We start from the raw sequence: 17,867 nt of genomic DNA, 5'->3' as shown, positions 1-17,867 counted from the left end.
GCGCGCGCCCGCGGGTCACAGCGGGAACGCGCGGTAGACGTCGAGCGCGTCGGCGAGCGGTGCGACCACGCGGAACGCGGCCGTGCCGTTGAACCAGACGACCGCGGCGGTGCCGTCACCCAGGTCGGCCGCGGCGTACGTGCCCGCTCGCTTGCCGCCCACCTGGACCGGACCCGTCTGCGGCAGCTGGTCGCGGCCCGTGGTCGGCGCGGGTGCGGGCTTCTCGGCGTCCTCGGTGGCCGTCGCCGCCTGGGCGATCTCGGCCATCGGGAGCTCGGCCATGAGCGCCTGGAACTGGGCGCGTGCCTCGTCGACGGTCGCGAACTGACCCGACTGGACGGTCACCTCACCGGTACCGCCGTCGGTGAACGTCTCGGCGTAGGCCTCGAGCGCGCCCGCCTCGAGCCAGCCCGAGGCCTCCTGGGACGTCGCGAGCGCGTACTGCAGCACGGACGTCGGCAGCGCCTTCGCGAACGGCGTGCTCGCCTTGCGCGCCACGGGCTCGATCGACGGCGTCGGGGACGGCAGGCGGATGGTGCTGGCGGTCACCGGCACGGGCTCGGCGGAGCCGCCCTGGTTCGCCAGCACGATCCCGCCGACGACGGCCGTCGCCACGAGTGCTCCGCTGCCGCCGATCACCGCGGGCAGCAGCCACCGCGGACGCGTGCTCGCTCCGGGCCGTGCGCTGTCGGTCATCGCTCCCCCTCGGCTGGCGGACCGGCGGGCGGCCGGACCTCCCGCAGCCTACCGAGCACGCGTCACGCGGCCAGGTCGCGGCGCCGGAACCCGGCCAGGCCGAATGCGACCAGCACGGCGGCCGTGGCCGTCACGCCGATCGCGCCCGACCAGTCCATGGGCTCCGCGGGCAGCCCGGGCAGGTACGTGAACGGCGACGCCACGCCGGTGCCGTCGGGCAGGATCGCGCCGAACATCGACCACACGCCCACGTACGCGACGTACGCCCACACCAGCCCGAACGCGCGCGGCGCCCAGCCGAGCACCACGACGGCCACCCCGAGCACGACGAGCACGCCCGGCACCGTCACCGCGGCCGCGCCGAGCAGGCGCGCCACCTGGTCCGGGTCGTCGAGCGTGCGGGCCGCCGCGAGACCCATCACCAGGCCCGCGACCCCGAGCGAGGCCGTCGCCACCAGCGCGGCCAGGCCCACCTGGGCCCCGAGCCAGCGCGTGCGGGAGACCGGGAGCGCGAGCAGCGCGGCCGAACGGCCGGAGACCTCCTCGCTGCGCGCCGCACCCACGGCCGTGCCCACGTACGCCGCGGCGAGCACCGCGAGGAACACGACGTACAGCGTCAGCACCGACGCGACCGCACCCGCCGCACCGGCCGGGAACAGCCGCGCCAGGTCCGGGTCGTCGTCGACGAACTCGACCACGCCGTCCGCGAGCAGCCCCACCAGCAGCGCGCACAGCACGATCGCCAGCGACCAGGACGCGACGGGCACCCGCTGCCGCCGCCACAGCAGCCCCGTCACGGAGGCCAGGCGCCCGTGCGCGCGGCCGAGGCGCTCGGGCAGCAGACCCGACCCGTGGTCGCGGCGTCCGACCAGCGCGAACGCGCCCGCCGTCGCGAGCCCCGCCGCCGCGAGGCCCACCAGCAGCGGCCACCACCGGTCCAGCACGTAGGGCGCGGTGGCCTGGCTCCACCCGAACGGCGAGAGCCACGTCCACACGCTGGTGGACCGCGGTCCTCGCACGTCCCCGACCGCGCGCAGCACGAACGCGGCCCCGACGGCCGCCAGCGCGAGGCCCGACGCGCCGCGCGCCGAGCCGGAGACCTGCGAGGCGATGGCCGAGACGGCGGCGAACACCAGCGCCTGCACCACCACCGCGGCGCACAGCACCGCGCTGCCCCGCGGGTCGAGGCTCGTGGTGAGCAGCCCTGCGAACGTCGCGGCACCGACCGCGAAGGTCGCCACAGCGGCCGCCACGAGGCCCGCGACGACCGGGGCGTCACGCCCCACGGGCTGCGAGCGCACCAGCTCCAGGCGGCCGTCCTCCTCGGGTGCGCGCAGGTGCCGCGTGACGGCGAGCGCGGCCATGATCGCGACGGGCAGCATGACCCACAGCCCGAGCTCGTTGGCGGTCATCGCGCCGGTCGTGTAGTCCTCGAGCCCGAACCCGGGACCGCCCAGCGCGGTGGCCGCGGGTGAGGAGATGAGGCGCGCGCGGGCCGCACGCGACTCGGGCGTGGCGTACAGACCCTCGAACGCCTGGACGGAGACGGTCACCAGCCACCCCACCGCGAGCGCCCAGACCAGTACCCGGAACCGGTCCGCCCGCAGCGCGAGCCGGACCAGTCCGCGCGTCCCGGCCAGCGCGTTCGTCGTGCCGCCCGTGCGCGGCGGTGCGGCGAGCGTCACCGCTCGTCCTCGGGCACGCGCGCGGCCGCGAGCTCGTCGGCGTACTCGCGCAGGAACAGGTCCTCGAGCGTGGGCGGGTGCGCGACGAACGAGCGCACACCCGCGCGCGCGAGCGCGCTCAGCACCGCGTCGAGCGCGGTCGCCTCCGCCTCGAACGTCACGCGCTCGTCGTCGTGGCGCAGGTGGTGCACGCCCGGCAGCCCGCCGAGCGCCGTCTGCGCGCCCACCAGGTCGTGCACCGAGGCGGTGACGGATGTCCGGGTCAGGCCGCGCAGGTCGTCGAGCGTGCCGGTCGCGGCCGCGCGGCCGTTGCGGATGATCGTGACGCGGCCCGCGAGCGCCTCCACCTGCGCGAGGACGTGGCTCGAGAGCAGCACGGTGCGGCCGTCGGCCGCGGCCTCACGCACCACCTCCTGGAACAGCGCCTCCATGAGCGGGTCGAGGCCGCTGGTCGGCTCGTCCATGAGCAGGAGCTCCACGTCGGCGGCCAGCGCGGCGACCAGCGCGACCTTCTGGCGGTTGCCCTTGGAGTACGCGCGGCCCTTGACGCGCGTGTCGAGCTCGAACCGCTCGACCAGGTCGTCGCGCCGGTGCGGGTCCAGGCCACCGCGCAGCCGCCCCAGCAGGTCGATCGACTCCCCTCCGGTCAGCGTGGGCCACAGCGTGACGTCACCCGGCACGTACGCGAGCCTGCGGTGCAGCGCCACGGCGTCGCCCCACGGGTCGCCGCCCAGCAGCCGCACGCTCCCGGAGTCGGGCCGCAGCAGGCCGAGCAGCACGCGGATGGTCGTCGACTTGCCCGCACCGTTCGGGCCCAGGAACCCGTGCACCTCGCCCGTGGCGACGTGCAGGTCGAGCCCGTCCAGCGCGCGCTTCCGCCCGAAGGACTTCACGAGGGCGTCGATCGCGATCGCGTCGGTCATGCTCACTCCCCGGTGTGCGGAGCCACGCCACCCGTGGGTGCACGTCTCGGACGCTAGGACCGCATCCCGTGGCGGGCAAGCACCGTCGTGTGGGCGGGGCCGGTTAGCGTGCGCGGCGTGGCGACGACGAAGAGCGGGACGCGCAGCGCACGCGCGGGCTTCCGCTGCACCGAGTGCGGGTGGACGGCGAGCAAGTGGGTCGGCCGGTGCGGCGAGTGCCAGTCCTGGGGCTCGGTGGTCGAGGACGCGGGTCCGGGCGGCGGCGCGCCGCGCACGGTCGCGGCACCCCCGTCCCGGGGGCCCGCGCTCCCGATCGACCAGATCTCGGTCGAGTCCGCGCAGGCCCGCGCCACGGGCGTCGACGAGCTGGACCGCGTGCTCGGCGGCGGCCTGGTGCCGGGGGCGGTGGTGCTGCTGGCCGGCGAGCCCGGCGTGGGCAAGTCCACGCTGCTGCTGGACGTCGCGGCCCGGGCCGCGCGCGGCGGGCGCCGGGTGCTGTACGTGACGGGTGAGGAGTCCGTCGCGCAGGTCCGCCTGCGCGCGGGCCGCATCCGCGCGCTGGCCCCCACGCTCCTGCTGGCGGACGAGACCGACCTGGGCGCGGTGCTCGGGCACATCGAGCAGTCGCAGCCGGACCTGTTCGTGCTCGACTCGGTGCAGACCGTCGCGTCGGCCCAGGTGGAGGGCACCGCGGGCGGCGTCGCGCAGGTGCGTGAGGTGAGCTCGGCCGTCATCCAGGCGGCCAAGTCCCGCGGCATGCCCGCGGTGATCGTCGGGCACGTGACCAAGGACGGCTCGGTCGCGGGTCCGCGCACGCTCGAGCACCTGGTGGACGTGGTGTGCCAGTTCGAGGGTGACCGGCACTCGCGGCTGCGCCTGCTGCGCGCGACCAAGAACCGCTACGGACCCACCGACGAGGTCGGGTGCTTCGACCTGTCCGAGCAGGGCATCGTCGGGCTGCCGGACCCGTCGGGCCTGTTCGTCTCGCAGGCGCTGCACTCCGTGCCGGGCACGTGCCTGACCGTGACGCTCGAGGGGCGTCGTCCGCTCGCCGTGGAGGTCCAGGCGCTCGTCGCGCCGTCCGCGGCCCCCAACCCGCGCCGCACCACCAGCGGCGTCGACTCGGCACGTCTGGCGATGGTGCTCGCGGTCCTGCAGCGCCGGCTCGGCGCGCGGCTCGCGGACCAGGACGTGTACCTCTCGACGGTCGGCGGCGCACGCGTGGTCGAGCCCGCGGGGGACCTCGCGCTCGCGCTCGCAGCGGTCGGCTCGCGCGAGGACGTCGCCCTGCCGCGTGGGCTGGTCGCGCTGGGTGAGGTCGGGCTCGCGGGGGAGATCCGGGCCGTTCCGGGCATCGGCCGCCGGCTCGCGGAGGCCGCACGCCTGGGGTTCCGCCGCGCCATCGTGCCCGCGTCCTCGATCGACGACGTGGTCCCTCCCGACGGCATGCACGTGCTCGGCGCGGCCGACCTGGCCGAGGCGGTGCGGCTCGTGGCACCGCCTGTCGAGGCCGCGTCGGCCTCGTGACGTCGGCCACCGCACCGGACCTCACCCGCGTCGCTGCCGTGGGGGACCGATGGCGTCGTTACCATCGTCCCGTGGCCGCCTCGCACCCCCCCGACGACCTGCTGCGCTCGACGCTGGCAGCGGTCGCGCCCGGTGGCGCCCTGCGTGACGGGCTGGAGCGCATCCTGCGCGGCCGCACCGGCGCACTCATCGTGCTGGGCTTCGACCGGACGGTCGAGAGCATCTGCTCGGGCGGGTTCGTGCTCGACGTGGAGTTCTCGGCCACGCGCCTGCGCGAGCTGTGCAAGATGGACGGCGCGGTCGTGGTGGACCGGGACATCTCGAAGATCGTGCGCGCGGCCGTGCAGCTGCTGCCGGACGTGACCATCGAGACCTCGGAGTCCGGCACGCGGCACCGCACCGCGGAGCGCGTGGCCAAGCAGACGGGCCTGCCCGTGATCTCGGTGTCCGCGTCGATGCGCATCATCGCGCTGTACGTCGAGAACCAGCGCTACGTGCTCGAGGACTCGACCACGATCCTGTCCCGCGCGAACCAGGCGCTGGCGACGCTCGAGCGGTACAAGGCCCGCCTGGACGAGGTGTCCGGCACGCTCTCGGCGCTCGAGATCGAGGACCTCGTCACCGTGCGCGACGTGTCCGCGGTGGTGCAGCGCCTCGAGATGGTGCGGCGCATCTCCGAGGAGATCGAGGGCTACGTCGTCGAGCTCGGCACCGACGGCCGCCTGCTCACGCTCCAGCACGACGAGCTGGTGGGCACCATCGGCTCCGACCGCGAGCTGGTGATCCGCGACTACGTGGAGACGTCCCGCCACGACCTCGACTCGGTGCTCGCCTCGCTCGGCGAGCTCGACGCGACCGAGCTGCTCGACATCGCGCGCATCGCGCGGATCCTGGGCCTGCCCGGCGCGGGTGACGCTCTCGACGCGGCCGTCGGCCCGCGGGGCTACCGCCTGCTGTCCCGCGTGCCGCGCCTTCCCGGCGCCATCGTCGACCGCCTGGTCTCGCACTTCGGCGGCCTGCAGAAGCTGCTCGCGGCGAACATCGACGACCTCATGGCGGTCGACGGCGTGGGTGAGCAGCGCGCACGCGCCGTGCGCGAGGGCCTGTCCCGCCTCGCGGAGTCGAGCATCCTCGAGCGCTACGTCTGACCCGACGGGGACCTGCGTCCCGTCGCGCTGGTGACGGCCGCCCTAGGCTCGGCGCGTGGTCCAGCCCCACGTGCCTGACGCGCCCGGCCCCGGCGGCGCCGCGCGCACACCGCTCGGCCCGGCCGCACGGGTGACGGCCGCGGTGCGGTGGGGCTCGGCCGTGCTCACCGGGGCTCGCGGGCCTGACCGGCATGACGCTGGGCATGTCGACGTTCATGCTCGTGGTCACCGGCCTGGCGGCCACCGTCGGCGCCACCGTGGTCGGGGCGGTGCGCATCCTGCGGGCAGGGCGGCAGAGCGGCTCAGGCTGACGAGGCGATGGCTCTGCGGCGCTCGCGGCCGAGGTTGCCGAGTCAGCGACGGCGGTAGGCGTCCGCGCGGTGGGCGACGAGCACGACCCGCACGACGACCCGGTCGTCGTCGATCGTGTAGATGACCCGGTACTCGCCTCTGCGGGCGGACCAGTGGCCGTCCAGCTCGGTCCGCAGGGGGTGACCGACGCGGCGGGGGTTGGTCGCGAGCGCCCCGAAGATGAACTCGACCGCCGCTGCTGCCGCATGGGGCGGCAGCGACTCGTGGACGGCGCGAGCCGCGGATCTGGACAGGACGATCCGATACGTCACTGGTGAGTGGCCCGCCAGTCAGCGAGGAAGGCGTCTCCGTCGATCACATCCCCGTCGGCGATCTCACGCTGGGCGGTGCGCACGTCGTCCATCAGGCCCCGGTCGGACAGGATCGCGATGGTCTCCTCGAGCGATGCCAGGTCGTCGGGGGCGATGAGGACCGCAGCGGGCTCGCCGTTGCGCGTGATCGTGACGCGCTCGTGCGTGTCATGCACCGAGTCGACGAAGGCGGACAGGCCGGCCTTGACCTTGGCGAGCGACGTAGTCGTCATGACCGTGATTCTAGTCACGGCTGGTCGCGGCGACCCAGCGGTCGAGCGTGTCAGCCGAGGGTGAACGTGGTGGGTGAGGCCTCGACGCCCGCGACCTCCAGGGTGGCCGTGTAGGTGCCGGCGCCGGGCGCGGCCAGCCCCTGCTCGCAGCCCTGCGCGGAGCGGACGCGGCGCCAGGTGTAGGTCTCCTTGCTGGCCATGCCCGGGCCGAGCAGCAGCGGCTTGCCCTCGGGCTCGGCGGGCCGGCAGTGCGTCGTGCTGAACACGGTGTCCCCGCCGGACCGGATCACCAGGCGCCGGTTGCCGTCGCCCGCGTCGAGCAGGCACGCCTCCTCGCCGGTGTTCGCGACCTTGATGCTGAACGACGGGTTCTTGTCCGCGAACGTCTCGGCCGTGGCCTTGATCGTCACGCGGACGAGATCGCCCGCGCACACCGACACCCCGGCCGCGAGCGCGGCCTCCTCGACCGCGGTGAGCTCGTCGGCGGCGGCCGGTGCGGTGGGCGTCGGGCTCGGGGTCGGACGTGCGGACGTGGTGCTCGACGGACGCGCATCGGTCGGCGCATCGCCGCCACGTCCCGCGAGCCACACGACGAGCAGGCCGAGCAGCGCGAGCGGCACGCCGAGCACCACCAGCCGGCGGATCACGTAGACGCGCCGGGGCGGACGCGCGGGCCGGCGCGGTCCCCCGCGCGCGCTCGTCGTCGTCACCCGTACCCCTCCCCGGCCGCCCGACCATGGCGGCGCGGTCCACGGTACGAAGTCGCGGCCCGTCGCGCGCGCAAGGGGCCCCGGCGCGCCGTGCGGACCACCGGCGCGGCGCGGCGGGCGCGCGGGGCCGCTCCTACACTCGCCGCGTGCCCACGCCCGCCGCGCCCCCGCCCGCGCCCGTCGTGGACCCGGTCGCACCGGTGCTGGCGTGGTACGACGAGCATGCGCGCGAGCTGCCGTGGCGTGCACCTGACCGCACCCCGTGGGGCGTGCTGGTCAGCGAGGTGATGCTGCAGCAGACGCCCGTGGCCCGCGTGGAGCCGGCATGGCGTGCGTGGCTCGAGCGCTGGCCCACGCCCGCGGACCTGGCGGCCGCGCCCACCTCCGACGTGCTGCGCGCGTGGGACCGGCTGGGCTACCCGCGTCGGGCGCTGCGGCTGCAGGAGTGCGCGCGGGTCCTGGTGGAGCGGCACGGCGGGCACGTCCCGGACGACGAGGCCGCGCTCCTGACGCTGCCCGGTATCGGCGCGTACACCGCCGCCGCGGTGCGCGCGTTCGCGTTCGGCCGGCGCGCCGTGGTGCTGGACACCAACGTGCGCCGGGTGCTGGCGCGCGCGGTGGACGGGGTCGCGCTGCCCGCACCCGCGCAGACGGTCGCGGAGGTCGCGCGCGCCGCGGCGCTGGTGCCGGCCGACGACGCGACGGCGGCCCGCTGGGCGCAGGCGAGCATGGAGCTCGGCGCGCTCGTGTGCACCGCACGCGCGCCACGCTGCCCGCAGTGCCCGCTCGCGTCGTCGTGCCGCTGGCTCGCCGCGGGCCGGCCCGACGACGCGCATGCGCACCGGCGCCGCGCGCAGCCCTGGGCGGGCACGGACCGGCAGGTGCGGGGGCGGGTCATGGCGCTGCTGCGGGGCGCGCCCGAGCCGGTCCCCGCGGCCGCGCTGAGCGACGCGTGGCCGGACACCGCGCAGCGTGACCGCTGCGTGCGCTCGCTGGTCGCGGACGGGCTCGTGGCCGAGCTCGACACCCCCGACGGCCCCGCGTACGCGCTGCCCGCCTGAGCGCCGCGTCAGAGCGTCAGGAGCATGCGCGTGTTGCCCAGGGTGTTGGGCTTGACCCGCGCGAGGTCCAGGAACTCGGCGACGCCGTCGTCGTGCGAGCGCAGCAGCTCGGCGTACACGTCGGGCGTGACGGGTGTGCCCTCGATCGACGCGAAGCCGTGCGCGGCGAAGAACTCGACCTCGAACGTCAGGCAGAACAGCCGCGCCAGGCCCAGGTCCCGCGCACGCGCCACGAGCGCGTCGAGCAGCGCGTGCCCGACGCCGCGGCCGCGGTGCCCGGGGTCCACCGCGAGCGTGCGGATCTCGGCCAGGTCCTGCCACATGACGTGCAGCGCGCCGCACCCGACGACCGTGCCGTCGGCGTCCTGCGCCACCAGGAACTCCTGCACCGCCTCGTAGTAGCCGACCCACTCCTTGGCCAGCAGGATCCGCTCGTCGGCGTAGGGCTGGACCAGGCCGCGGATCGCGCGCACGTCGGCGGGGCGGGCGGGCCGGACCAGCAACGCGTCGGAGGTCATCCGCTCACGGTACCCACGCAGGTCAGGTGCGCGGCGCGCGGGTCCGCCGTGGCGTCGCCTGCTCGGCCGAGTCGGCCAGCAGGCCCGCCGTGACCTCGTCGACGACGAGGTCGGTCACCACGCCCGCGCGCAGTGCCGCGAGCAACGGCGCCACCTTGTTGTCACCCGCGACCACGCACACGCGCCGGGGCAGCCGCTGCAGCTCGGTGGGCGTCGGCCCGGTCGCCCGCGCGTTCAGCGGGACGTCCTGCCACGAGCCGTCGGCGCGCAGGAAGACCGTGCACACGTCCCCGACGACGCCCTCGTCGTGCAGCACGCGCACGTCCGCCTCGTCGAGGTAGCCCGCCGAGTACACGTGCGACGGCACCGCACCGGCCACGGCACCGACCGAGAACAGCGCGATGTCCGCCCGCCGCTGCATGTCCAGGACGCGGCGCACCGAGCGCTCGCGCCACATGGCCGCCTTGGTGTCGGAGAAGTCGAAGAAGGCCGGCACCGAGAAGTGGTGCACACCCGCACCGAACGCGGTGCCGAACGACGAGATCAGGTCGCTCGCGTAGTCGATGCCCGACGTGCGCATGTTCGCCGCGCCGTTGAGCTGGACCACGGCCGAGCCGCGCGTCGGCTTGGGCGCGAGGTAGCGGGACACCGAGGCGAGCGTGGTCCCCCACGCCACGCCCAGCACCATGTCCGAGTCGAACCACGAGGACAGCAGGCGGGCCGCGGTCATCGACACCTGCTCGAGGCGTTCGATGTGGGACGCGTGGTCCGGCACGGGCACCACGTACGCGTCGATGCCGAACGCCGCGGCCAACGAGCGGCCCAGGCCGGGTGCACGTGTGCTCGCGGGGCGCAGCGTGATCTCCACCAGACCCGTCTCGCGGGCGCGCTTGATCAGGCGCGACACCGTGGAGCGCGACGTGCCGAGGTGGCGCGCGATGACCTCCATCTTGAGGTCCTGCAGGTAGTACATCGACGCAGCCCGCAGCACGTCCTGCTCGCGTTCGGTGTCCATCCCGGATCCCTCCGCCGCCTCGTCGTCCTGCCGGTCCGGCCCGCCTGCCGCTGCACACCCGTGCGCCGCGGCGCGGTCCGTCCATGCTGCACCTGCACGCACGTTTGTGCACTCCGGTTGCGCATTCGTTCTGCGCGTGATGACGATAGCGGGCGCCGCACAGCCGGCGAGAGCACGGGCGCCCCGGCGGCGCCGGCCCCACCCCGAGGAGGACCACCATGAGGACCGCGCCGCTGACGGCCCAGGCCCGGCAGGACGCCCTGACCAGGCTGCGCGACTCGGCACGGCAGGGCGACGAGCTCGACGTGCTGGTGGTCGGCGGCGGCGTCACGGGTGCCGGCATCGCGCTCGACGCGCAGACGCGCGGGCTGTCGACCGCGATCGTCGAGGCGCAGGACTGGTCCTCCGGCACGTCCAGCCGGTCCTCCAAGCTGGTGCACGGTGGCCTGCGCTACCTGCAGATGCTCGACTTCCACCTGGTGCGCGAGGCGCTCACCGAGCGCGACCTGCTGATCACGCGGATCGCACCGCACCTGGTCAAGCCGGTGTCCTTCCTCTACCCGCTGGAGAACCGGGTCTGGGAACGGGCGTACGTGGGCGCGGGCGTCGCGCTGTACGACACGCTGGCGACCGTCTCGGGCTCCAAGCGCGCGATGCCCATGCACCGGCACCTCACGCGCAAGGGCATGGAGCGGCTGTTCCCGGACCTGCGCCACGACGCCGCGATCGGCGCGGTGCGGTACTGGGACGCGAGCGTCGACGACGCGCGCCTGGTCTCCACGCTGGTCCGCACGGCCGTCAGCTACGGCGCGCACGCCGCGAGCCGCACCCAGGTCCTCGACCTGCAGACCACCGCGGGCGGCGCCGTGACCGGCGCGGTCGTGCAGGACCTGGAGACCGGCGAGACCATCGACGTCCGGGCGCGCCAGGTCATCAACGCCACCGGCGTGTGGACCGAGCAGACCGAGGCGCTCGCCGGGACCGAGGGCGGCCTGCGGGTGCTCGCGTCCAAGGGCATCCACATCGTCGTGCCGCGCTCGCGCATCGCCGGGAACACTGGCCTGATCCTGCAGACCGAGAAGTCCGTGCTGTTCATCATCCCGTGGTCCCGCTACTGGGTGATCGGCACCACCGACACCCCCTGGGAGCAGGAGCTCACGCACCCCGTCGCCACCAGCGCGGACATCGACTACGTGATCGACCACGCCAACTCCGTGCTGTCCCGGCCGCTCACGCGCGAGGACGTCATCGGGACCTGGGCGGGCCTGCGGCCGCTGCTGCAGCCCGGCACCAAGGAGGGCACGTCGTCGGCGAAGGTCTCACGCGAGCACACGGTCGCCTCCCCGACGCCCGGGCTCACCGTGATCGCGGGCGGCAAGCTCACGACGTACCGGGTCATGGCCAAGGACGCGGTGGACTTCGCGATCGGCTCGCGTGCGACCACGCTGCCCTCGCTCACGCACGACGTGCCGCTCGTCGGCGCCGAGGGGCTGCGCGTGGTGCAGCGTCAGGCGCGCGCGATCGGCCGCCGCTACGGCTGGGACCGCCCGCGCATGGACCACCTGCTGCACCGGTACGGCTCGCTGCTGAACGAGCTGACCGACCTGGTCGACGAGCGTCCCGAGCTCGCCCGGCCGCTCGCCGGGGCGCCCGCCTACATCGGCGCCGAGATCGTCTACGCGGCCAGCCACGAGGGCGCGCTGCACCTGGACGACGTGCTCATGCACCGCACGCGGCTCAACTACGAGCAGGCGGACAAGGGCGTGGGCGCGCTCGAGGAGATCGCGGACCTGATCGCCCCCGTGCTCGGCTGGGACGAGCGCACGCGCAGCCGCGAGATCGAGGCGTACCGCGCGCGGGCCGAGGCGGAGGACGCCGCCGCGCTCGAGCACGAGGACGCCGCCGCCGTGAAGGAGCGCCTGCGCGCGAAGGACCTGGCCCCCATGAGGCCGCTGGAGTCCTGAGGCAGGCCCGGGGCCGGCCGACGGCCGGCCCCGCCAGATCCCCCCGCCCGTCGAGCGGGGTGCACGTGACAACGAGGTCCGTCAGAAGGGATAGGCCGTGGACACATTGATGCAAGACGCGTTCTGGTCGGAGATCGTCGGAACCGCGATGCTGCTCCTGCTCGGTGCAGGTGTGGTCGCCAACGTCATCCTGCCGAGGACCAAGGGCAACGGCGGTGGCTGGCTGCTCATCAACTTCGGATGGGGCCTGGCCGTCTTCGCCGGTGTGTACGTGTCGTTCAAGTCCGGCGCGCACCTCAACCCGGCGGTCACGCTCGGCCTGCTGACCGCCGACCAGGACTTCGCGACCATGAAGGACACCGCGGGTGCCGTCACCGGCGTGATCGACCCGACCGTGGCCAACGCGTTCTGGTACATCCTGGCCCAGATGATCGGCGCCTTCCTGGGCGCGACGATCGCGTTCCTGGCGTACAAGAAGCACTTCGACGAGGACGCCGACCCCGGCATCAAGCTGGCCGTCTTCTCCACCGGCCCCGAGCTGCGCTCGTACGCGTGGAACTTCGTCACGGAGGTCATCGCGACGTTCGTGCTCGTGTTCGTCATCCTGTGCTTCGGCCCCAACCCGTCCGGCCTGGGCCCGCTCGCGGTCGCGATGCTGGTGGTCGGCATCGGCGCCTCGCTCGGCGGCCCCACGGGCTACGCGATCAACCCCGCACGTGACCTCGGTCCGCGCATCGCGCACGCCGTCCTGCCGATCCGCGGCAAGGGCTCGAGCGACTGGTCCTACGCGTGGGTGCCGGTCCTCGGACCGATCGTCGGCGGCGTCCTCGCGGGCCTGCTCGCGAACGTCTACGTCTTCTGACCCCACCCCCGCAGCCCCACGGAGGAACCACCCCCATGTCTGACACCCAGTACGTCCTGGCGATCGACCAGGGCACCACGAGCACGCGCGCCATGATCTTCGACGCGCACGCCAACATCGTCGCGGTCGGCCAGAAGGAGCACGAGCAGATCTTCCCGAAGGCGGGCTGGGTCGAGCACGACGCCGCGGAGATCTGGACCAACACGCGCGACGTCGTCGGCCAGGCCCTGGGCCGCGCGAGCCTGCAGAACAAGGACATCGCGGCCGTCGGCATCACCAACCAGCGCGAGACCGCGGTGGTGTGGGACCGCCGCACGGGCGAGCCCGTCTACCACGCGATCGTCTGGCAGGACACGCGCACGCAGAAGATCTGCGACGAGCTCGCCGCGCTCGGCGGAGGCGCCGACCGGTACAAGGACCGCGTGGGCCTGCCCCTGGCCACGTACTTCTCGGGCCCGAAGATCCGCTGGATCCTGGACAACGTCGAGGGCGCGCGCGAGAAGGCCGAGGCGGGCCACCTGGCGTTCGGCAACACCGACTCCTGGCTCCTGTGGAACATGACCGGCGGACCGGACGGCGGCGTGCACGTCACCGACGTCACCAACGCGTCCCGCACCATGCTCATGAACCTCGACACGCTGTCCTGGAACGAGGAGATCGCGGGCGAGATGGGCATCCCCGTCTCGATGCTGCCCGAGATCCGCTCGTCGTCGGAGGTGTACGGCACCGGGCGCGAGCGCGGTCTGCTCGCGGGCGTCCCGATCGCCGGGATCCTGGGCGACCAGCAGGCCGCGACGTTCGGGCAGGCGTGCTTCGAGGTGGGCCACGCGAAGAACACGTACGGCACGGGCAACTTCATGCTCATCAACACCGGCACGTCGCCGGTGCCGAGCAAGAACGGCCTGCTGACCACGGTCTGCTACAAGATCGGCGACAAGGACGCGGTCTACGCGCTCGAGGGGTCGATCGCGGTGACCGGCTCGCTGGTCCAGTGGCTGCGCGACAACCTGGGCATCATCTCGTCGGCGCCCGAGATCGAGAAGCTCGCGGCGAGCGTCGAGGACAACGGTGGCGCGTACTTCGTGCCCGCGTTCTCGGGCCTGTTCGCGCCGTACTGGCGCTCGGACGCGCGCGGCGCGCTCGTCGGGCTCACGCGGTACGTCAACAAGGGCCACATCGCCCGCGCCGCGCTCGAGGCGACCGCGTTCCAGACGCGTGAGGTGCTCGACGCCATGAACGCCGACTCGGGCGTGGACCTCACCGAGCTCAAGGTGGACGGCGGCATGATCGCCAACGAGGCGCTCATGCAGTTCCAGGCCGACATCCTGGGGGTCGACGTGGTGCGGCCCAAGATCGCCGAGACCACCGCGCTGGGCGCCGCGTACGCGGCCGGCATCGCGGTGGGCTACTGGTCGGGCGAGCAGGACGTCATCGACAACTGGGCCGAGGACAAGCGCTGGACCCCGCAGCTGGACCCGGCCGAGCGTGACCGGCAGTACCGCCTGTGGAAGAAGGCCGTGACCAAGACCTTCGACTGGGTCGACGACGACGTCGTCTGACCCCCCGCCCCACCCCCACCCGACGCCGAGCTGGTACCCAGGTACCAGCTCGGCGTCGTCGCACCCACCCCCCACCCGCGAACTGGCGGACAACTACCAGTTCGGCGTCGTGGGGGTGGTGGGCGTGGGTAGGGTCGGCGCGTGCTGGTGGCGACGTGGAACATCAACTCGGTCCGGGCGCGCGTGGACCGGGCGACCGCGTTCCTGGAACGCAGCGGCGTGGACGTGCTCGCGCTGCAGGAGACCAAGTGCAAGGACGAGCAGTTCCCGCACGAGCCGTTCGAGGCCCTGGGCTACCAGGTGGCCCATGTGGGCCACAGCCAGTGGAACGGCGTCGCGATCGTCTCCCGCGTGGGCATCGAGGACGTCGAGGTCGGCTTCCCGGGCATGCCGACGTGGGGCGACCCCGCGCAGGCGGAGGCCCGCGCGATCGGAGCCACGTGCGGCGGCGTGCGCGTGTGGAGCCTGTACGTGCCGAACGGCCGGGAGATCGACGACCCGCACTTCACCTACAAGCTCGAGTGGCTGGCCGCGCTCAAGGACGCCGCGGCGGGCTGGCTCGCCACCGACCCGGCCGCGCAGGTCGCGCTCGTCGGCGACTGGAACATCGCCCCGCTGGACACCGACGTGTGGGACATGGCGTGGTTCGCGGGCCGCACGCACGTGACGCCCGCCGAGCGCGCGGCGTTCGCGGCCATCGCCGAAGCGGGCTACACCGAGGTGTCCCGCGTGCACGTCCCCGCCGAGCACACCTACACGTACTGGGACTACCAGCAGCTGCGGTTCCCCAAGAACAAGGGCATGCGCATCGACCTCACGTACGCCTCACCCGCGCTCGCGGCGCGCGTGCAGGGCGCCCGCATCGAGCGCGACGAGCGTAAGGGCAAGCAGCCGTCCGACCACGTGCCCGTGGTGCTGGACGTCGCCCAGGACGGCCCCGCGTCGGCTACGTTGCGCGCATGAGCAACGCGTCCGGCGACGAGAACCCGTACCTGCCCCGGGACGGCCGCGGGGACCTCCCGGCTGCCCCCAGCCCGAGCGGGTACGAGGCGCAGCCTTCGTGGAGCGCACCGTCGTACGGCACGCCGCCCACCGGCCCGTCGCTCCAGAAGCAGACCGACGCCCCGGCGCCCTCGCCGTACGGGGCGCAGCAGCCCTACCCGCAGCCGGCGTACCCCCAGCAGCCCTACGCCGCACCGGCGCCCCCGCCCCCCTACGGAGCGCCGCAGTACGGCACCCCGTACCCCGCGCAGTACTCCTACCCGCCGCAGGGCTACCCGGGCTACGCCGCGAGCCCGCCCAACGACGGCATGGCGATCGCGTCCTTCGTCGTGAGCCTGGTCGGGCTGATCGCCACCAGCGGCCTGCTCTCGCCCCTCGGCCTGATCCTCGGCATCGTCGCGCAGCGGCGCATCCGCCGCAGCGGTGCCGGAGGCCGGGGCTTCGCGCTCGCGGCCGTGGTGATCGGGGCGATCGGCACGCTCCTGCTCGCGGTGTTCGCGGCTCTCATCATCTGGGCGATCACCAACGACAGCTCCACGTGGACGTACGAGTCGTCCTGGGACGCCGCAGGGTGACCAGCAGCCCGCTCGGCTACCCGGAGCCGTACCACGCGGGCGGGTGGCAGGAGGCGCCGCCGCCCGCCCCGGTGGACGGCGTCGCGGTCGCCGCGCTCGTCACGGGTGTGCTGAGCCTGGGCCCGGTGCCCCTCGCGCTCGGCATCGCGGGGATGTCCCGGACACGGCGGTCCGGCAGGCGCGGCCGTGGCCTCGCGGTCGCGGGGCTGGTGCTGGGTGCGCTGCAGACCGTCGCGCTCGTCGTCGGCGGCGCCGTCCTGTGGACGGCGTGGTCGCAGTCGCGCCCGCTGCCGGCCGACGTGTCCGCGGCCCGCGACGCGTACGTGGGTCAGGTGGTCGTGGGGAACTGCCTGGCGACGCTGCCCGACGACGGTGACGTCTCGCTGGTGCGCGTGGTCCCGTGCGACGACGCGCACGTCGCGCGCGTGACCAGCGAGTACCGGTTCGCGGAGCGTGCCGTGTGGACCGGCCAGCGGGATGCCGACGACCTCGTGGCGCGCTCGTGCGTGCTGACGCCCGACGAGGTCGACGCCGGGGCCCGCACCGTGACGTGGTCCCCGACGCAGGAGAGCTGGGGCCGGGGCGACCGCACGGGCCTGTGCCTGGTGATCACCGCGGGCGACTGACCCGGGTCAGCGCCGTGGCGTCGGCGACCGCTCCTGGCCGCGCGCGTGTCAGGCGGTCGGTTCCCCCGGGTACACGACCCCGAGGCGGCGGCGCACCTCGTCGGCGGTGTCCAGGATCGCGACCACCTCGTCCAGCGGGTGCCACGGCGACTCGGTGCGTCCCTCGGCGACGTACCGCGCGAGCGCGGCCGCCTGGAAGCACAGCGCGTCCATCTCGAGCACGCGGTTGGCGTCCCACGTCGCCTGCTCGTCGCCCACGTGCAGCGTCACGCTGGTGGGTCCGCGGAACCGGGGACCGGTCTCGAGCCAGCCGAGCTCGCCGTGCACGGTCGCCGCGTCGCCCGCGGGGGTGAGCATCGACGTGAACAGCTGTGCGTCCAGCCCGGGGTAGCCCACCTGCAGCGCCACCTGCGCGTCCACGCCCGTGGGCGCGAGCGACCCGAGCACCTGCAGCGCGGTCGGCTGCGCGGGCAGCCCGACGGTCGTCGCGACGAACGACGCGAACGACAGCGGGTAGATCCCGATGTCCAGCAGCACCCCGCCCGCGAGCGCGGGATCCATGAGCCGGTGCGTGTCCGGGACCACGGTCCGCCCCGCGAACGACCCGGTGACCCAGCGCGGCGCGCCCAGGTCACCGTTCTCCAGCAGCTGCCGGATCACGTCGACGTGCGGCAGGTACCGGGTCCACATGGCCTCCATGGCCAGCACGCCCGCGGCCCGCGCGGCCTCGACGAGCGTGCGCGCCTCGGTCGCGTTGCGCGTGAGCGGCTTCTCGACGAGCACGTGCTTGCCCGCCGCGATCGCCGCGAGCGCCTGGTCCAGGTGGTGGCTGTGCGGGCTGGCGACGTAGACGACGTCGACCTCGGGGTCCGTCACGAGCGCCTCGTACGACGAGACCGCGCGTTCGACCCCGTGCTCGTGCGCGAACTGCTGCGCGCGCTGCACGTCGCGGCTGGCCACGGCGACCACGCGCTGCCCGGTGTGCCGGCGCACGCCGTCGACGAACATGCCCGCGATCCACCCTGGGGCGAGCACGCCCCAGCGCAGCACGGGCGCCTCCGCCGGGTCGGGGAATCGGGGCTCGGGCAGGCGCAACGTCAT

The 17,867-nt window shown here is 74.2% G+C and carries 18 protein-coding genes; 9 read left to right on the top strand and 9 right to left on the bottom strand.

Annotated elements, in window-relative coordinates:
* Positions 1-15: 15 nt before the first annotated feature.
* The 3 genes from CELGI_RS01525 to CELGI_RS01515 form a co-directional block, all read right to left on the bottom strand.
* Positions 16-696: a hypothetical protein gene (locus CELGI_RS01525; RefSeq protein WP_013882348.1), complete on the bottom strand. Its 681-nt coding sequence runs from the start codon at positions 694-696 to the stop codon at positions 16-18.
* Positions 697-758: 62 nt separating this feature from the next.
* Positions 759-2,381: an ABC transporter permease gene (locus tag CELGI_RS01520; protein WP_013882347.1), complete on the bottom strand. Its 1,623-nt coding sequence runs from the start codon at positions 2,379-2,381 to the stop codon at positions 759-761.
* A complete protein-coding gene (locus CELGI_RS01515) occupies positions 2,378-3,304 on the bottom strand; it encodes an ABC transporter ATP-binding protein (RefSeq protein ID WP_013882346.1) in 927 nt (308 codons plus the stop codon). Before CELGI_RS01515 ends, CELGI_RS01520 begins: the two co-directional genes overlap by 4 nt.
* 117 nt (positions 3,305-3,421) lie before the next feature.
* Here CELGI_RS01515 and radA point away from each other — a divergent pair, with 117 nt between their 5' ends.
* A complete protein-coding gene (radA, locus tag CELGI_RS01510) occupies positions 3,422-4,831 on the top strand; it encodes a DNA repair protein RadA (RefSeq protein ID WP_041574311.1) in 1,410 nt (469 codons plus the stop codon).
* 71 nt (positions 4,832-4,902) lie between these two features.
* The gene (disA, locus tag CELGI_RS01505) at positions 4,903-5,979 is read left to right on the top strand and encodes a DNA integrity scanning diadenylate cyclase DisA (RefSeq protein ID WP_041574055.1); all 1,077 of its coding nucleotides are present in this window, start codon (positions 4,903-4,905) and stop codon (positions 5,977-5,979) included.
* A 353-nt stretch (positions 5,980-6,332) separates the two neighbouring features.
* On the opposite strand, the gene CELGI_RS01500 is transcribed toward disA, so the two are convergent.
* From CELGI_RS01500 to CELGI_RS01490, 3 genes are read right to left on the bottom strand one after another with little or no spacing between them, the layout of a single operon-like run.
* Entirely contained in the window at positions 6,333-6,602 is a 270-nt protein-coding gene (locus CELGI_RS01500; protein ID WP_013882342.1) for a type II toxin-antitoxin system RelE family toxin, read from the bottom strand.
* Positions 6,599-6,874 carry a type II toxin-antitoxin system Phd/YefM family antitoxin gene (locus tag CELGI_RS01495; RefSeq protein ID WP_013882341.1) on the bottom strand — a complete coding sequence of 92 codons (276 nt, stop codon included), beginning with the start codon at positions 6,872-6,874 and terminating at the stop codon, positions 6,599-6,601. Before CELGI_RS01495 ends, CELGI_RS01500 begins: the two co-directional genes overlap by 4 nt.
* Positions 6,875-6,924: 50 nt before the next feature.
* Entirely contained in the window at positions 6,925-7,584 is a 660-nt protein-coding gene (locus tag CELGI_RS01490; RefSeq protein ID WP_013882340.1) for a hypothetical protein, read from the bottom strand.
* Between the two features lie 146 nt (positions 7,585-7,730).
* On the opposite strand from CELGI_RS01490, the gene CELGI_RS01485 reads away from it, so the two are divergent.
* Positions 7,731-8,645 carry an HhH-GPD family protein gene (locus CELGI_RS01485; protein ID WP_013882339.1) on the top strand — a complete coding sequence of 305 codons (915 nt, stop codon included), beginning with the start codon at positions 7,731-7,733 and terminating at the stop codon, positions 8,643-8,645.
* A gap of 8 nt (positions 8,646-8,653) precedes the next feature.
* On the opposite strand, the gene CELGI_RS01480 is transcribed toward CELGI_RS01485, so the two are convergent.
* On the bottom strand, positions 8,654-9,163 hold the full coding sequence (locus tag CELGI_RS01480) for an amino-acid N-acetyltransferase (RefSeq protein ID WP_013882338.1): 510 nt from the start codon (positions 9,161-9,163) through the stop codon (positions 8,654-8,656).
* A gap of 22 nt (positions 9,164-9,185) precedes the next feature.
* Complete coding sequence (locus CELGI_RS01475) at positions 9,186-10,178, bottom strand: sugar-binding transcriptional regulator (protein WP_013882337.1); 993 nt, start codon at positions 10,176-10,178, stop codon at positions 9,186-9,188.
* A 218-nt stretch (positions 10,179-10,396) separates the two neighbouring features.
* Between CELGI_RS01475 and CELGI_RS01470 the strand changes: the two genes are divergently transcribed.
* From CELGI_RS01470 to CELGI_RS01445, 6 genes are all read left to right on the top strand, one after another.
* Positions 10,397-12,142 (top strand): glycerol-3-phosphate dehydrogenase/oxidase, encoded by a 1,746-nt coding sequence (locus tag CELGI_RS01470; protein ID WP_013882336.1) that lies wholly within the window; start codon positions 10,397-10,399, stop codon positions 12,140-12,142.
* 109 nt (positions 12,143-12,251) lie between these two features.
* Entirely contained in the window at positions 12,252-13,004 is a 753-nt protein-coding gene (locus CELGI_RS01465) for an MIP/aquaporin family protein (protein ID WP_013882335.1), read from the top strand.
* Between the two features lie 35 nt (positions 13,005-13,039).
* Positions 13,040-14,563 (top strand): glycerol kinase GlpK, encoded by a 1,524-nt coding sequence (glpK, locus tag CELGI_RS01460; RefSeq protein ID WP_013882334.1) that lies wholly within the window; start codon positions 13,040-13,042, stop codon positions 14,561-14,563.
* Positions 14,564-14,704: 141 nt separating this feature from the next.
* Positions 14,705-15,526: an exodeoxyribonuclease III gene (locus tag CELGI_RS01455; RefSeq protein ID WP_013882333.1), complete on the top strand. Its 822-nt coding sequence runs from the start codon at positions 14,705-14,707 to the stop codon at positions 15,524-15,526.
* A complete protein-coding gene (locus tag CELGI_RS16220) occupies positions 15,523-16,140 on the top strand; it encodes a DUF4190 domain-containing protein (RefSeq protein ID WP_013882332.1) in 618 nt (205 codons plus the stop codon). The genes CELGI_RS01455 and CELGI_RS16220 overlap by 4 nt, the downstream gene beginning before the upstream one ends.
* The gene (locus CELGI_RS01445; RefSeq protein WP_013882331.1) at positions 16,137-16,766 is read left to right on the top strand and encodes a DUF4190 domain-containing protein; all 630 of its coding nucleotides are present in this window, start codon (positions 16,137-16,139) and stop codon (positions 16,764-16,766) included. The genes CELGI_RS16220 and CELGI_RS01445 overlap by 4 nt, the downstream gene beginning before the upstream one ends.
* A 48-nt stretch (positions 16,767-16,814) precedes the next feature.
* Here CELGI_RS01445 and CELGI_RS01440 read toward each other — a convergent pair whose 3' ends face one another.
* Positions 16,815-17,867 carry a Gfo/Idh/MocA family protein gene (locus tag CELGI_RS01440; RefSeq protein WP_013882330.1) on the bottom strand — a complete coding sequence of 351 codons (1,053 nt, stop codon included), beginning with the start codon at positions 17,865-17,867 and terminating at the stop codon, positions 16,815-16,817.

Origin of the sequence: Cellulomonas gilvus ATCC 13127 (assembly GCF_000218545.1) — a bacterium.
In the GTDB taxonomy this organism is placed as follows: domain Bacteria; phylum Actinomycetota; class Actinomycetes; order Actinomycetales; family Cellulomonadaceae; genus Cellulomonas; species Cellulomonas gilvus.
The sequence above is the reverse complement of the archived record's forward strand: the minus strand, read 5'-3'. Positions and strand labels throughout refer to the sequence as shown.

What these genes read in the sequence shown, in the direction of transcription:
- CELGI_RS01525 (WP_013882348.1), bottom strand. Translation starts at nt 696, where the DNA reads ATGACCGACAGCGCACGGCCCGGAGCGAGCACGCGTCCGCGGTGGCTG.
- CELGI_RS01515 (WP_013882346.1), bottom strand. Translation starts at nt 3,304, where the DNA reads ATGACCGACGCGATCGCGATCGACGCCCTCGTGAAGTCCTTCGGGCGG.
- CELGI_RS01495 (WP_013882341.1), bottom strand. Translation starts at nt 6,874, where the DNA reads ATGACGACTACGTCGCTCGCCAAGGTCAAGGCCGGCCTGTCCGCCTTC.
- CELGI_RS01480 (WP_013882338.1), bottom strand. Translation starts at nt 9,163, where the DNA reads ATGACCTCCGACGCGTTGCTGGTCCGGCCCGCCCGCCCCGCCGACGTG.
- CELGI_RS01475 (WP_013882337.1), bottom strand. Translation starts at nt 10,178, where the DNA reads ATGGACACCGAACGCGAGCAGGACGTGCTGCGGGCTGCGTCGATGTAC.
- CELGI_RS01470 (WP_013882336.1), top strand. Translation starts at nt 10,397, where the DNA reads ATGAGGACCGCGCCGCTGACGGCCCAGGCCCGGCAGGACGCCCTGACC.
- CELGI_RS01465 (WP_013882335.1), top strand. Translation starts at nt 12,252, where the DNA reads ATGCAAGACGCGTTCTGGTCGGAGATCGTCGGAACCGCGATGCTGCTC.
- glpK (WP_013882334.1), top strand. Translation starts at nt 13,040, where the DNA reads ATGTCTGACACCCAGTACGTCCTGGCGATCGACCAGGGCACCACGAGC.
- CELGI_RS16220 (WP_013882332.1), top strand. Translation starts at nt 15,523, where the DNA reads ATGAGCAACGCGTCCGGCGACGAGAACCCGTACCTGCCCCGGGACGGC.
- CELGI_RS01440 (WP_013882330.1), bottom strand. Translation starts at nt 17,867, where the DNA reads ATGACGTTGCGCCTGCCCGAGCCCCGATTCCCCGACCCGGCGGAGGCG.